Raw genomic sequence first — 14,259 nt, 5'->3', positions numbered from 1 at the left:
CGGATCCCTCGAAGCCGGCGCGCGGAACTGTCGACTTCTGTCGCGTCCGTGTCCGGGCGACGCACTTGTATCCACCGTGTTCGGTCAGTTCTCCCAATCGGCTACCCCGGCCGTCCCCCACCCGTACGCTGTGCACAGCGCCGGTGGGGGCCGGCGCGCATCAGGGGGTAAGGCCAGTCGGGTACGGGGCCCGGGACGGGGTAGCAGTCACTGCACGGCGGCGGCCGTGCGATCGACGGACCCTCGTCCCCGGCGCCGTACCCGCGCCGGTTCCGCTCCTCGACACTTGGGGGTGTCCGTGGCTCGTATCCGGGTCCTGGTGGTGGACGATCACCGCATCTTCGCCGAGTCGCTGGCCGCCGCCCTCGCGGCGGAGCCCGACGTCGACGTGTCCGCCGCGGGCAGCGGCCCTGCCGCGCTGCGCTGTCTGGACCGCTCGGTCGCCGAGGCGCGCCGGTACGACGTGATGCTGGTCGACGCCGACCTGGGCGCTGCCGTGGGACCGGCCGGCGTCCCGGCCATCGCCCAGGCCGTACCGGACGGCGGCGAGGGGCTCGTCGACGGCATCTCCCTGGTCGCCGGGGTCCGTTCGGTGCAGCCCGCCGTCCGTACGGTCGTGCTCGCCGAGAAGGACGACCCGCACCGGGCCGCGCTCGCCCTGCAGGCCGGCGCCTCGGGCTGGGTGGCCAAGGACTGCTCGCTCCAGCGGCTCCTCGCGGTCATCCGGGGCGTCCTGCGCGACGAGACGCATCTCCCGCCCGCCCTGCTCACCGGCGTCCTGAAGGAGCTGACGGCGGCCCGCAGGCACCGCACCGAGAGCGAGCAGCTGGTGGAGTCGCTGACCCCGCGCGAGCGTGAGGTGCTGCGCTGCATGGTGGCGGGTCTGGGCCGCAAGGCGGTCGCCGAGCGGCTCTTCCTCTCCCCGCACACCGTCCGCACGCACATGCAGAACGTGCTGGGGAAGCTGGGAGTGCACTCCACGCTGGCCGCCGTGGCCCTCGCGCGCCGGGCCGGTGTCGGTCCGGCGGAGCTATCCGGGGATGTTGTCGAACGGGGCGGTCAGCTGGCGTAGCAGCGCCGCCAGTTCGCCGCGCTCGCCGCGGGAGAGCTGGGCGAGGATGGCCCGCTCCTGGGCGAGCAGCCCGGCCAGTGCCTGGTCGGCCCTGTCGCGTCCCTCGGGGGTCAGCCGGACCAGGACGCCGCGCCGGTCGCTGGGGTCGGGCAGCCGCTCGACCAGGCCCTTCTTGGTGAGCCGGTCGATGCGGTTGGTCATCGTGCCCGAGGTGACCAGGGTCTGGGTGAGGAGCTGGCCGGGGGAGAGCTGGTACGGCGCGCCCGCGCGGCGCAGCGAGGTGAGGACGTCGAACTCCCAGGGCTCCAGCTGGTGCTCGGAGAAGGCGAGCCGACGGGCGCGGTCGAGGTGCCGGGCGAGCCGGGAGACGCGGCTGAGCACCTCGAGCGGTTCCACGTCGAGGTCCGGGCGCTCGCGGCGCCATGCAGCGACCAACCGGTCGACCTCGTCCTCCATGACGATCAGTGTAGAGGGTCTGTTGACATAAAGTCTCTTGACGTCAAGATATATTCGGATGGACTATGGGGAAGGACGGGGCCGGGACCTAGTTCCGCTTCGGCAGCTCGTTCCAGCAAGGGGGCTCGAACATGTATTCCGCACCATCCTCCGCGTCCACCGCGCCAACCTGGGATCCCCAGCAGTACCTGCGGCATTCCGGCCACCGCACACGTCCGTTTCTCGACCTGCTCTCCCGAATACCGCGACTTCCCTCCGTCGCCACACCCGCCCGGATCGCCGACCTCGGCTGCGGCCCCGGAAATGTGACCGTCCTGCTCGCCGACCGCTGGCCCGACGCCCACATCACCGGTTTCGACCTCTCCCCGGACATGCTGGAACGGGCGGAGAAGGACTGGGCGGGCACCACGGCCGGGGGCGGCTGGCTCGACTTCCGCCCCGCCGACGCCGCGCACTGGACGCCCGACGAGCCCTACGACCTGATCGTCTCCAACGCCGCGCTGCAATGGGTCCCCAACCACCCGGAGTCCTTCGCTCCGTGGGTCGACGCCCTCAAGCCCGGCGGATCGTTCGCCTTCCAGGTCCCCGGCAACTTCACCGCGCCCAGCCACGCCCTGCTCGGCGAACTCTGCGACATGCCCCAGTGGCGCGCCCGGCTCGACGGCGAGGGCCGCCGCTTCGTCCACATCCTCCAGCCCGCCGACTACCTGCTGCGCCTCACCGGACTCGGCTGCGCGACCGAGGTCTGGGAGACCACCTACTCCCAGCTCCTCACCGGCGAGGACCCCGTCCTCGACTGGGTCAAGGGCACGGCGCTGCGCCCCGTCCTGACCGCGCTGGAGGGCGACGAGGAGGCGACGGAGGCCTTCCTCACCCAGTACCGCGACCTCCTGCGCGCCGCCTACCCGCCGGGCCCGCACGGCACGGTCTTCCCGTTCCGGCGGATCTTCGCCGTGGCGACGAAGCCGGCGTGACGGGGGGACGGTTAGAGCGGTCGGCACGGACAGAACAGCGGCACACACGAAGACGCCCCGCACCGGAGACCCGGTGCGGGGCGTCTTCCCGTCGACTACGTTCCGTCGACCACGTTCCGCCGGCTAGGACTAGTAGACGCCGGTGTAGGTCTGCCAGCCGGGGCCGATCTTGACCCGCGTGCCGAAGGAGGCGGAGCCGCTCGGCGAGTAGCGCCACAGCTCGCCCGCCGCGTTGATGCCCAGCAGCTCGGCCTTGCCGTCGCCGTTGAGGTCACCGGGGGCCACCAGCTTGGTGTACGTGTTCCAGCCGGCGCCGATCTTCACGCTCGCCATGAACGGCGCGGTGGCGGAGCCGGTGCCCCGGTACAGGAACAGGTTGCCCGCGCCGTCACGGGCCACGATGTCCGCCCGGCCGTCGCCCGAGTAGTCACCCGCGCCGACGATCTGGTTGAACCCGCCCCAGCCCGCACCGACCTTGATCCGGGTGGCCAGGCCGTTGCCCAGGCCGTTGCCGTTGTACAGGTACAGGACGCCGGACTTGTCACGGGCCAGAAGGTCGCCCTTGCCGTCGCCGTTCAGGTCGCCCGGGCCGACCAGCAGGTTGTACACGCTCCAGCCGGAGCCGAAGTCGTGCTGGTCGAAGTCGTCGTACAGGTGGTTGTTGAACAGCTCGAGCAGCGTGGCCACGCCGGAGTTGTTCAGGGACGAGACGTAGGAGAGGTTCGCGGGGCCCCAGGTGTTGCCCCCCTCGACCTGCTCGCGCGCGCTGAGGAGACCGTTGTTCATCGCCCCGTACCAGAAGAGCGCGCCGGCCTTGTCCTTGGCCATGAGCGCCCGCTTGCCGAAGGCCGGCATGGCGCCACCGCCGCCGAACTGGTCGACCTGCTGGAACTCGCCGTTGGCGGCGACCAGCGTGCGGGTGGCCAGACGGCCGTTGCCGAGGCCGGTGTACCCCCAGAGCGCGCCGTTCAGGTCGCGCGCGAACAGCTCGGCCGCGCCGTCGCCGTTCAGGTCGTCCATCGGGATGAGCTGGTTGTAGATGTTCCAGCCGGTGCCGACCTCGACGCGGGTCTTGAAGGGCGCGGTGGTGGAGCCGGTGGAGCCGTAGAACCACAGCTTGCCGTCGTAGGAGCGGGCGAGGAGGTCGCCCTTGCCGTCGCCGTCGTTGTCGCCGAGACCCACGACCTGGTCGTAGACGTTCCAGCCGTTGCCGATCTTGGCGCGGGTGCCCAGCGGGGCCGACGTGTTGCCGGTGGCGAGGTAGAGGTACAGGTCGCCGTTGTGCTGGCGGCCGATCACGTCCGCCCGGCCGTCGCCGTTCACGTCGCCGGGCGAGAAGACCTTGTTGTAGATGGTCCAGCCGGCGCCCTGCCAGCGGTACGTGCCGAAGGTCGTCGACGCGTCCCCGTACATGCGCAGCGTGCCGTACGGCGACAGGACGAGGACCTCGGGCTTGCCGTTGCCGTCCTGGTCGCCGATCGGGACGATGTCCTGCGCGGGCGCGGCGTTGCCGTCGTCACCGAAGAACTCGCCGTTCTCGGCGGTGGACGGCGTCGTGTAGGTGCCGCCGTCCCAGGCGCGGTAGATCAGGTCGTTCTTGCCGTCGCCGTCCGCGTCGAAGCGGATCGGCGACACGCCCGCGGTCGTCGCCTGGCGGCCGGCGCGGGCGTTGTCCGCGCCGAGCTTGGACAGGTCGGGCTTCGCGGGCTGGGTGAAGGAGCGCTCCGGCTTCGCGACGGGCCCGGGAACCGGGTCGGCGGCGGCGGGAGACGCCAGCAGCATGCCGGCGGAGAGAGCGAGCGCGGTGCACGTCGCGACGCGGCGCGCGCGCTTGGAGAAAGCGGTACGCAAGAGATCCCCCCCAGGGATCTAGAAATCAACGGACCGGGCGTGGGGTCCGCGACGCCTCCGTACGCAGGTCGGAAAGCGCGTACGAAGGGCGAACGCCCCCCCGGGTGTGCAGGGAGAATACCTCCTTGTCGGGTGGGACGAGAGCAACGCCGCACGGCGGCGGCGTGAGCGTCGGACGGCCGCCGGATGAAGCCCGGGTGCGCCGGACGCGCGGACGCCCCGCACCGAAGGGCCGGTGCGGGGCGTCCTGCTGTCCGAGGGACGCGGGGCGTCAGGACATGGTGTTGTAGATGCCGTAGCCGTAGCCGATCTTGACCCGGGGGCTGAGCGTGCTCTGCGAGGCGCCACCGGTGTACCGGTAGAGGTCGCCGCCGGCGGTCACGCCGAGCAGGTCGCCCTGCCCGTCGCCGCTGAGGTCACCCGGGGCGATCAGCTTGGTGTACGTGTTCCAGCCGGTGCCGATCTGCACCCGGCCCTTGAACGCGTAGCCGGCCTGACCCGTGCCCGGGTAGAGGTACAGCTGACCGCCCGTGGCGCGGGCCACGATGTCGGTCAGACCGTCGTTGGTGAGGTCGCCCGCACCGACGATCCGGTCGTACGCGCCCCAGCCCGCACCGACCTTGACCCGGGTCTGGAAGCCCGTGCCCGAGGCGTTGGTGCGGTACAGGTAGAGGTTGCCGGACTTGTCACGGGCCAGCAGGTCGCCGCGGCCGTCGCCGTTCAGGTCGCCGGGACCGAAGACGTGGTTGTAGATGCCCCAGCCGGCGCCGATGTACTGGCCGGCGACCCACAGGCGGCCGTCGTACAGCTCCACGATCTCCGAGTCGCCGTCCGCGTTCACGTCCGACGCGTGGACCACCGTCGTGCCGGACCAGCCGCCCGTGTCGCTGATCTGGTAGCGCGACGTGATCTTGTTGGTGAAGGTCGACGCGTACCAGAAGAGCGTGCCCTGGCCGTCCCGGGCGATGAAGCCCTCCTTGCCGGAGGTCGGCACGTTGCCCGCGCCGCCGATCTGGGCGATGTTCTCCCAGGCACCGGCGCTGCCGATCTGCTCGCGCGGGGTGAAGCCGCCGTTGCCGACGCCCTTGTACTGCCACACCGAGCCGTCCTGGCCCCGGGCCAGCAGGTCGCCGAAGCCGTCACCGCTGAAGTCGTCGATGCCGATGATCTGGTTGTACGTGTTCCAGCCGGTACCGATCTCCTTCCGCACCTTGAACGGCGCGGCCGCGTCGCCCGTGCTGCCGTAGAAGAAGAGAAGACCGGACGGCGCGCGGGCGATGAGGTCGGCCAGGCCGTCCCCGTCGTTGTCGGCGACGCCCACCAGGTGGTCGTAGACGCCCCAGCCCGCGCCGACCTTGACGCGCGCCTTGAACGGGACGGTCGGGTTGCCCGTCGCCTGGTACACGTACAGCTCGCCGTTGGGCTGGCGGGCCAGCAGGTCCGCCCGGCCGTCGCCGTCGATGTCGCCCGGCGAGACGACCTTGTTGTAGATGGTCCAACCGCCGCCGGACCAGCGGTGGTCGCCGTAGGTGGTGTTGGCGTCCCCGTACAGGGAGAGCGTGCCGGTCTGCGACAGCACGAGGACCTCGGGGAGGCCCGAGCCGTCCCCGTCCTGGTCGCCGATCGGGATGATGTCCTTGGGCACGGAGGTCGTGCCGTCGTTGCGGTAGAACTCGCTGCCGGTCTCGGTCGTCGGCAGGGTGTGGATATTGCCGTCGGCGGCCCGGAAGATCAGGTCGCTGACGCCGTCGTGGTCGAGGTCGGACCGCAGCCGCTGCGTACCGGCGGTGGTCGCCGTCGTCCCGGCGCGGGCGGAGTCCTTCTTCGGCAGGTCCAGCTTCTCGGGCAGCGTCAGCGTGGGCTCGGGCACTTCGGCGACGGGACGCGGCGAGACGTCGTCGGCCGAGGCGGGCGCCGCGAGCAGCATGCCGGCGGAGAGAACGAGAGCGGTGCAGGCCGCGACGCGGCGCGCACGGCGGGAGTGCGTGGAACGCGCAGAACGCAAGAGATCCCCCCCAGGGACCTAGGAAAAATCAACGGACCGGGCGCAGGGGTCCGCGACGCCTTCGTACGCGGGACAGAAAGCGCGTACGAAGGGCGAACACCCCCCCGGATGTGAGGGGAGCATACATCTGTTCACCGCTAAACAGTCGTGGAATTTCCACCCTGTTCACACGCGCCACCCCCGGCGTGGGGGCCGCGCGTCAGGGGTGTGCGGAAAGCCCTTGCCCCGCGGCCCGTCAGTTCTTGCGGTGCCCTATCAACCGTGGCTTCTGCTCCAGGCCGTCCAGGCCGTGCCACGCCAGGTTCACCAGGTGCGCCGCGACCTCCGCCTTCTTCGGCTTGCGGACGTCCAGCCACCACTGGCCCGTCAGCGCCACGCTCCCCACCAGCGCCTGCGCGTACAGCGGCGCCAGCTTCGGGTCGAAGCCCCTGGCCTTGAACTCAAGGCCCAGGATGTCCTCCACCTGCGTCGCGATATCGCTGATCAGCGACGCGAACGTGCCCGTCGACTGCGCCACCGGCGAATCACGGACCAGGATCCGGAAACCGTCCGTGTACCGCTCGATGTAGTCGAGCAGCGCGAACGCCGCCTGCTCCAGGAGCTCGCGCGGATGGCCCGCCGTCAGCGCCCCCGTCACCATGTCGAGCAGCTGCCGCATCTCCCGGTCGACCACGACCGCGTACAGCCCCTCCTTGCCGCCGAAGTGCTCGTACACCACCGGCTTGGACACCCCGGCCTTCGCCGCGATCTCCTCCACCGACGTGCCCTCGAAGCCCTTCTCGGCGAAGAGCGTCCGACCGATGTCCAGCAGCTGCTCCCGGCGCTCCGCACCCGTCATCCGCACCCGGCGGCCACGCCGGGGCTTGCTCTCGCTGGATCCGGTGCCACTGATGCCGCTGGTACTGCCGTCGATCGCCACGTCCTCCATCATGCCGCGTCGACGGGCTCGCCCCGGCGCCGGGCTTCGATCCGCGAGGCGTTCGGCCACCGCACATCGGACGCCCAGCCCAGCTGCTCGAACCAGCGGATCAGCCGCGCGCTGGAGTCGACCTGCCCGCGCAGCACCCCGTGGCGCGCCGACGTCGGGTCCGCGTGGTGCAGGTTGTGCCAGGACTCGCCGCACGACAGGACGGCCAGCCACCACACGTTGCCCGAACGGTCACGGGACTTGAAGGGCCGCTTGCCGACCGCGTGGCAGATGGAGTTGATCGACCACGTCACGTGGTGCAGCAGCGCGACCCGTACCAGCGAGCCCCAGAAGAACGCCGTGAACGCGCCCCACCAGGACATCGTCACCAGACCGCCGACGATCGGCGGGATCGCGAGCGACAGGATCGTCCAGTAGATGAACTGGCGCGAGATCGCCCGGATCGCCGGGTCCTTGATCAGATCGGGCGCGTACTTGTGCTGCGGCGTCTGCTCCTCGTCGAACATCCAGCCGATGTGCGCCCACCACAGGCCCTTCATCAGCGCCGGCACCGTCTCGCCGAACCGCCACGGCGAGTGCGGGTCGCCCTCCGCGTCGGAGAACTTGTGGTGCTTGCGGTGGTCCGCCACCCACCGCACCAGCGGGCCCTCCACGGCCAGCGAACCCATGATCGCCAGGGCGATCCGCAGCGGCCGCTTCGCCTTGAAGGAACCGTGCGTGAAGTACCGGTGGAAGCCGATCGTGATGCCGTGGCAGCCGATGTAGTACATCGCCACCATCAGGCCAAGGTCGAGCCAGCTCACGCCCCAGCCCCAGGCCAGCGGAACCGCAGCGAGCAGCGCCAGGAACGGAACCGTGATGAACAGCAGCAGGGTGATCTGCTCGATCGACCGCTTGCTGTCCCCGCCGAGCGTGGCGGAGGGCAGCCGATCCGGGTCGGAGAGGTCCTGGCCGGTGGTTTCGAGCACCTCGGGACTGGAGGTCATAGGTGTCCCCTGGGGGGTGAGAAGCGAGGGAAAGGAGCCGTGGCTACGCGACCGTAACCTACGGCGACGTAAGTATGGCAGCGCCGGGGCGCGCGGCAAGAGGGCACACGAGGGGCTAGCTGGTGTCCAAGGGATGGACACCTATCCTGTGTGCGTCGGACAGCGCGGTCCGCAAGCCTCCAGTACCCCTCCAGATGTGCCCGAACACTGCAAGGAGCCGCACCTGTGAGCAGTGCCGACCAGACCCCCACCGCCAGCGCCGAGCTGCGTTCCGACATCCGCCGACTGGGCGACCTGCTGGGCGAGACCCTCGTCCGGCAGGAGGGCCGCGACCTCCTCGACCTCGTCGAGAAGGTCCGCCGCCTCACCCGCGAGGACGGCGAGGCGGCGGCCGAGCTGCTGGGCGAGACCGATCTGGAGACCGCCACCAAGCTGGTGCGCGCCTTCTCCACCTACTTCCACCTGGCCAACGTCACCGAGCAGGTGCACCGCGGCCGCGAGATGCGCGAGAAGCGCGCCGCCGAGGGCGGCCTGCTGGCCCGCACCGCCGACATGCTCAAGGACGGCGACCCGGCCCACGTCCGCGAGACGGTACGGAACCTCAACGTGCGCCCGGTGTTCACGGCGCACCCCACCGAGGCCGCCCGCCGCTCGGTCCTCAACAAGCTCCGCCGGATCGCCGCCCTCCTGGAGACCCCGGTGATCGCGGCCGACCGGCGCCGCCTGGACCTGCGGCTCGCCGAGAACATCGACCTCATCTGGCAGACCGACGAGCTGCGGGTCGTCCGCCCCGAGCCCGCCGACGAGGCCCGCAACGCCATCTACTACCTCGACGAGCTGCACGCCGGCGCCGTCGGCGACGTCCTGGAGGACCTCGCCGCCGAGCTGGAGCGCGTCGGCGTCGAACTGCCCGCCGGCACCCGCCCGCTCACCTTCGGCACCTGGATCGGCGGCGACCGCGACGGCAACCCCAACGTCACCCCGCAGGTCACCTGGGACGTGCTGATCCTCCAGCACGAGCACGGCATCACCGACGCCCTCGAACTCGTCGACTACCTGCGCGGACTGCTCTCCAACTCGATCCGCTACACCGGCGCCACCGAGGAGCTCCTCACCTCCCTCCAGCGCGACCTGGAGCGCCTCCCGGAGATCAGCCCCCGCTACAAGCGCCTCAACGCCGAGGAGCCGTACCGCCTCAAGGCCACCTGCATCCGGCAGAAGCTCGTCAACACCCGCGAGCGGCTCGCCAAGGGCACCCCGCACCAGGAGGGCCGCGACTACCTCGGCACGTCCGAGCTCCTCCACGACCTCACCCTGATCCAGACCTCGCTGCGCGAGCACCGCGGCGGCCTGTTCGCCGACGGCCGGATGGACCGCACCATCCGCACCCTGTCCGCGTTCGGCCTCCAGCTCGCCACCATGGACGTCCGCGAGCACGCCGACGCCCACCACCACGCGCTCGGCCAGCTCTTCGACCGGCTCGGCGAGGAGTCCTGGCGGTACGCGGACATGCCCCGCGACTACCGGCAGAAGCTGCTCGCCAAGGAGCTCCGCTCCCGCCGCCCGCTCGGCCCGACGCCCGCTCCGCTGGACGCCGCCGGACAGAAGACCCTCGGCGTGTTCGGCACCGTCAAGGAGGCCTTCGAGCGCTTCGGCCCCGAGGTCATCGAGTCGTACATCATCTCGATGTGCCAGGGCGCCGACGACGTCTTCGCCGCCACCGTGCTCGCCCGCGAGGCCGGCCTCATCGACCTGCACGCCGGCTGGGCCAAGATCGGCATCGTGCCGCTCCTGGAGACCACCGACGAGCTCAAGGCCGCCGACGTCATCCTCAACGACATGCTGGCCGACCCCTCCTACCGGCGCCTCGTCTCGCTCCGCGGCGACGTCCAGGAGGTCATGCTCGGCTACTCCGACTCCTCCAAGTTCGGCGGCATCACCACCAGCCAGTGGGAGATCCACCGCGCCCAGCGCAGGCTCCGCGACGTCGCCCACCGCTACGGCGTGCGCCTGCGGCTCTTCCACGGCCGCGGCGGCACCGTCGGCCGCGGCGGCGGCCCCTCGCACGACGCCATCCTCGCCCAGCCCTGGGGCACCCTGGAGGGCGAGATCAAGGTGACCGAACAGGGCGAGGTCATCTCCGACAAGTACCTCATCCCGTCCCTGGCGCGGGAGAACCTGGAGCTGACCGTCGCGGCCACCCTCCAGGCCTCCGCCCTGCACACCGCGCCGCGCCAGTCCGACGAGGCCCTCGCCCGCTGGGACGCCGCGATGGACGTCGTCTCCGAAGCCGCCCACGCCGCCTACCGCGCCTTCGTCGAGGACCCCGACCTGCCGACGTACTTCCTCGCCTCCACGCCGGTCGACCAGCTCGCCGACCTGCACCTGGGCTCGCGGCCCGCCCGCCGCCCCGGCTCGGGCGTCTCGCTCGACGGCCTGCGCGCCATCCCGTGGGTCTTCGGCTGGACCCAGTCCCGCCAGATCATCCCCGGCTGGTTCGGCGTCGGCTCCGGCCTCAAGGCGCTCCGCGAGGCCGGCCTCGACGAGGTCCTCGGCGAGATGTACGAGCGCTGGCACTTCTTCCGCAACTTCCTCTCCAACGTCGAGATGACGCTCGCCAAGACGGACCTGCGGATCTCCCGCCACTACATCGACACCCTGGTGCCCGACGAGCTCAAGCACGTCTTCGCCACCATCGAGGAGGAGCACGCGCTCACCGTCGCCGAGGTCCTGAAGGTCACCGGCGGCGAGAAGCTCCTGGACTCCAACCCGGTGCTCCAGCAGACCTTCGCCATCCGCGACGCCTACCTGGACCCGATCTCCTACCTCCAGGTCTCCCTGCTGGCCCGCCAGCGGGCCGCCGCCGAGCGCGGCGAGGACGCGGACCCGCTGCTGGCCCGCGCCCTGCTGCTCACGGTCAACGGCGTCGCGGCGGGCCTGCGCAACACCGGCTGACCCCCGCCCCGTACGCGCAACGCGAAGTGCCCCCATCGGCAGGACCGATGGGGGCACTTCGCTGTGGAGCGACTCAGGAGCGAGTCAGTGCTGCTGTCCGCCCTTGCGGCGGCGCATCACCAGGACGGAACCGGCACCCGCGAGGGCGACGGCGACGGCCGCGATGACCCCGACGGGGGCGCCGGAGCCGGTCTCGGCGAGGTCGCCACCGGTGCTGCCGCCGCTCGCGGACGCGGACGGCGTCGCGCCGGCGGAGGCGGAGTCCGTGGCGGACGGCGTCGCGCCGGGGGTCTCCGTGCCCGGGGTCTCGGTACCGGGGGTCTCCGTGCCGGGCGTCTCCGTGCCGGGGGTCCCGGTGCTCGGGGTGCCGGTGCTCGGGGTCTCGGCGGGCGGGCAGTCGGTCTTGAAGACCTTGTGCTTGGCGCTGCCCTTCTCGCCCTCCCAGTTCCAGAACAGCTTGTACTGGCCGTTCGGGAGGGTCATGTCCTCGGTGCGCTCGTGGCCGTCGGCGTCGAGCGTGATGACACCGGTCTTCACCGTGGTGCCCTTGTCCTGCTCGTTGTTGGCCCACGCCTCGATGTGCCAGTTCACCTTCTGGCCGGCGTCGAAGCCGAAGGCGTCGAGGTAGAAGGAGCAGACCTTGGGCTCGTTCTTACGGAGCTCTTCGCCCGTCTTCGAGTCGTGGATCTTCACGGTGCCGTTGTCACCGTTGGGCTTGCCCGAGGCCGAAGCCGCGGGGGCCAGCAGGAGAGAGCCCGCCATGGCGGCGACCAGCGCGCCTGCAGGGATGAGGGAACGTCGCATGTGCACTCGTCCAGATGGGGTGAGGGATGCCATGGGGGGCGGCGGACGCAGCTTAGCGGCAGTTTTAAGCCATCTTTAAGTCATGGCCGGATAACAATCAGAGCGCGAAGAACGTCCCCACCAGCAACACCCCACCCGCGCCCGCCATCGACCACGCCGTCCGCGTCAGCCGCAGCCCGCCCCCGACCAGCGGCGCCGCGAGCAACAGCGCGCCGCCCAGCGGCAGCCAGGCGTGCAGACCGCCGCCCCAACCCGTGCGCACCGCCTCGCTCGTCCCCGGCTTCACCACCACCGGCAGCGTCTGGCCCTTGGCCGCCGCCACCGAGTGGTCGATGGTCAGCGTGTGGTGCGGCGACGGCGGGCCGGACGGGACATAACGGCCGCTGCACGTCTCCTCGTTGCAGCCGGTCACGGTCAGCGTGCCGTGCTCCCGGCCCTTGGAGAGCAGGACGTGCTGTGCCGATCCCCACGACGACCAGGCTCCCGCGACGAGGAGCAGCAGGGCGACCAGAGCCATGGCGGCGTTACGGGCGTGCGTCATGACCCGCGATCGTACAGTCGTACCGCGCCGGCCCGACCGTCAGCCATTCGTACCGGTGACGGCCCGACCGTCAGGAGTTGTACGCCGACTGCGCGCGCTCCAGACCTTCCGCCACCAGGCACTCGACGGAGTCCGCCGCCCGGTCCACGAAGTAGTCGAGTTCCTTGCGCTCCGTCGAGGAGAAGTCCTTCAGAACGAAGTCCGCGACCTGCATCCGTCCCGGCGGCCGCCCGATGCCGAACCGCACCCGGTGGTACTCCGCGGTCATCGCCTTCGTCATCGACTTCAGACCGTTGTGCCCGTTGTCACCGCCGCCGAGCTTCAACCGCAGCACCCCGTAGTCGATGTCCAGCTCGTCGTGGACCGCCACGACGTGCGCCGTCGGCACCTTGTAGAAGTCGCGCAGCGCCGTCACAGGACCGCCCGACAGGTTCATGTACGACATCGGCTTCACGAGGATCACGCGCCGGTTGGCAGGTCCGGGGGGACCCATCCGGCCCTCCACCACCTGGGCCTGGGCCTTCTGCGCCCGCTTGAACTTCCCGCCGATCCGGTCCGCGAGCAGATCCACCACCATGAAGCCCACGTTGTGGCGGTTGGCCGCGTACTCCGGCCCCGGGTTGCCGAGGCCGACGATCAGCCAGGGGGCGTTCGCGTCGTCCGTCATGGGGTCTCGTCTCCTCGTGTGCGTACAGGCGTGGAACAGGCGGGGGAACAGAAGAACAGGCGGGGGACAGAAGAAACGGGGTGACGGGCCCGAACGGCCCGTCACCCCGTCGCGTCAAGCAGAGCCTACGGCTCAGGCCTCGGCGCCCTCGGCGGCCTCGGCGGTCTCGCCCTCGGCGGCCTCCTCGGCCGGCTCCTCGGCCTGCGCGGCCAGGACCTGCAGCACGACGGCGTCGGCGTCGGTCACCAGGGTCGAGCCCTTCGGCAGCGTGATGTCCTTGGCGAGGATGGAGGCACCGGCCTCCAGGCCCTCGACGGAGACCGTGATGGCCTCGGGGAGGTGCGTGGCCTCGGCCTCGACGGAGAGCGTGTTCAGGACGTGCTCGAGCAGGTTGCCGCCGGCGGCCAGCTCACCCTCGGCCTGGACCGGAACCTCGACGGTGACCTTCTCGCCGCGCTTCACGAGGAGCAGGTCGACGTGCTCCAGGAAGCCCTTCAGCGGGTCGCGCTGCACGGCCTTCGGGATCGCCAGCTCGTTCTTGCCCTCGAGCTCGAGGGAGAGCAGGACGTTCGGGGTACGCAGGGCGAGCAGCAGCTCGTGGCCCGGCAGGGTGATGTGGACCGGGTCGGTGCCGTGACCGTAGAGAACGCCGGGGACCTTGCCCTCGCGGCGGACGCGGCGCGCCGCACCCTTGCCGAACTCGGTACGGGTCTCGGTGGCGAGCTTCACCTCGGACATGTGCACTCCTCGTAGTAATGGTGACGAATGTGACCTGTCACCCGGCCACGACTGGCGATGGCCTGCTACGAAGAGCGCGTCGATAACGGACCGCCGTACCACGGGTACGGCCTCCCTCGCCGAGCAACTACGGCAGTCTACTCGGCACCGCGCCCGCCACCCAATTGGATCACCGGCCGACGGGATCACCCCAGGTCGGCGCGGTGCCCCGGGCAGGCGGTCGAGGGTCCGCCCCGGGCCGGCGCCCGCCCTCCGCCACGGATCACCGGCCCGTCGACACCT

12 protein-coding genes are annotated in these 14,259 nt (G+C 70.9%); 3 read left to right on the top strand and 9 right to left on the bottom strand.

Going from position 1 to position 14,259, the window contains the following annotated elements; genetic code table 11:
- The first annotated feature begins 286 nt into the window (after positions 1–286).
- Complete coding sequence (locus tag ACF09C_RS34355; protein WP_392097201.1) at positions 287–1,072, top strand: LuxR C-terminal-related transcriptional regulator; 786 nt, start codon at positions 287–289, stop codon at positions 1,070–1,072.
- Here the strand turns inward: ACF09C_RS34355 and ACF09C_RS34350 are convergent.
- Positions 1,031–1,528 (bottom strand): MarR family transcriptional regulator, encoded by a 498-nt coding sequence (locus tag ACF09C_RS34350; protein WP_362013257.1) that lies wholly within the window; start codon positions 1,526–1,528, stop codon positions 1,031–1,033. The two genes, ACF09C_RS34355 and ACF09C_RS34350, sit on opposite strands and share 42 nt — an antisense overlap.
- Before the next feature lie 131 nt (positions 1,529–1,659).
- Here ACF09C_RS34350 and ACF09C_RS34345 point away from each other — a divergent pair, with 131 nt between their 5' ends.
- Positions 1,660–2,502 carry a trans-aconitate 2-methyltransferase gene (locus ACF09C_RS34345; RefSeq protein WP_392097200.1) on the top strand — a complete coding sequence of 281 codons (843 nt, stop codon included), beginning with the start codon at positions 1,660–1,662 and terminating at the stop codon, positions 2,500–2,502.
- A gap of 129 nt (positions 2,503–2,631) precedes the next feature.
- On the opposite strand, the gene ACF09C_RS34340 is transcribed toward ACF09C_RS34345, so the two are convergent.
- The 4 genes from ACF09C_RS34340 to ACF09C_RS34325 form a co-directional block, all read right to left on the bottom strand.
- Positions 2,632–4,353 carry an FG-GAP repeat domain-containing protein gene (locus ACF09C_RS34340; protein ID WP_392097199.1) on the bottom strand — a complete coding sequence of 574 codons (1,722 nt, stop codon included), beginning with the start codon at positions 4,351–4,353 and terminating at the stop codon, positions 2,632–2,634.
- 271 nt (positions 4,354–4,624) lie between these two features.
- The gene (locus ACF09C_RS34335) at positions 4,625–6,358 is read right to left on the bottom strand and encodes an FG-GAP repeat domain-containing protein (protein WP_392097198.1); all 1,734 of its coding nucleotides are present in this window, start codon (positions 6,356–6,358) and stop codon (positions 4,625–4,627) included.
- A 235-nt stretch (positions 6,359–6,593) separates the two neighbouring features.
- On the bottom strand, positions 6,594–7,289 hold the full coding sequence (locus ACF09C_RS34330) for a TetR/AcrR family transcriptional regulator (protein ID WP_392097197.1): 696 nt from the start codon (positions 7,287–7,289) through the stop codon (positions 6,594–6,596).
- Positions 7,286–8,272 (bottom strand): acyl-CoA desaturase, encoded by a 987-nt coding sequence (locus tag ACF09C_RS34325; RefSeq protein WP_392097195.1) that lies wholly within the window; start codon positions 8,270–8,272, stop codon positions 7,286–7,288. The genes ACF09C_RS34330 and ACF09C_RS34325 overlap by 4 nt, the downstream gene beginning before the upstream one ends.
- A 225-nt stretch (positions 8,273–8,497) precedes the next feature.
- Between ACF09C_RS34325 and ppc the strand changes: the two genes are divergently transcribed.
- Positions 8,498–11,227: a phosphoenolpyruvate carboxylase gene (gene ppc / locus ACF09C_RS34320; RefSeq protein ID WP_392097193.1), complete on the top strand. Its 2,730-nt coding sequence runs from the start codon at positions 8,498–8,500 to the stop codon at positions 11,225–11,227.
- Positions 11,228–11,311: 84 nt separating this feature from the next.
- Here the strand turns inward: ppc and ACF09C_RS34315 are convergent, their stop codons facing one another.
- From ACF09C_RS34315 to ACF09C_RS34300, 4 genes are all read right to left on the bottom strand, one after another.
- Entirely contained in the window at positions 11,312–12,031 is a 720-nt protein-coding gene (locus ACF09C_RS34315; RefSeq protein ID WP_392097192.1) for an LPXTG cell wall anchor domain-containing protein, read from the bottom strand.
- Between the two features lie 97 nt (positions 12,032–12,128).
- On the bottom strand, positions 12,129–12,572 hold the full coding sequence (locus tag ACF09C_RS34310) for a hypothetical protein (RefSeq protein ID WP_392097191.1): 444 nt from the start codon (positions 12,570–12,572) through the stop codon (positions 12,129–12,131).
- Positions 12,573–12,642: 70 nt separating this feature from the next.
- Positions 12,643–13,239 carry an aminoacyl-tRNA hydrolase gene (gene pth, locus ACF09C_RS34305; RefSeq protein WP_392097190.1) on the bottom strand — a complete coding sequence of 199 codons (597 nt, stop codon included), beginning with the start codon at positions 13,237–13,239 and terminating at the stop codon, positions 12,643–12,645.
- A 132-nt stretch (positions 13,240–13,371) separates the two neighbouring features.
- Positions 13,372–13,977 carry a 50S ribosomal protein L25/general stress protein Ctc gene (locus tag ACF09C_RS34300; RefSeq protein WP_362427145.1) on the bottom strand — a complete coding sequence of 202 codons (606 nt, stop codon included), beginning with the start codon at positions 13,975–13,977 and terminating at the stop codon, positions 13,372–13,374.
- Positions 13,978–14,259 lie beyond the last annotated feature (282 nt).

Source organism: Streptomyces sp. NPDC014870 (assembly GCF_043081505.1).
In the GTDB taxonomy this organism is placed as follows: domain Bacteria; phylum Actinomycetota; class Actinomycetes; order Streptomycetales; family Streptomycetaceae; genus Streptomyces.
The sequence above is the reverse complement of the archived record's forward strand: the minus strand, read 5'-3'. Positions and strand labels throughout refer to the sequence as shown.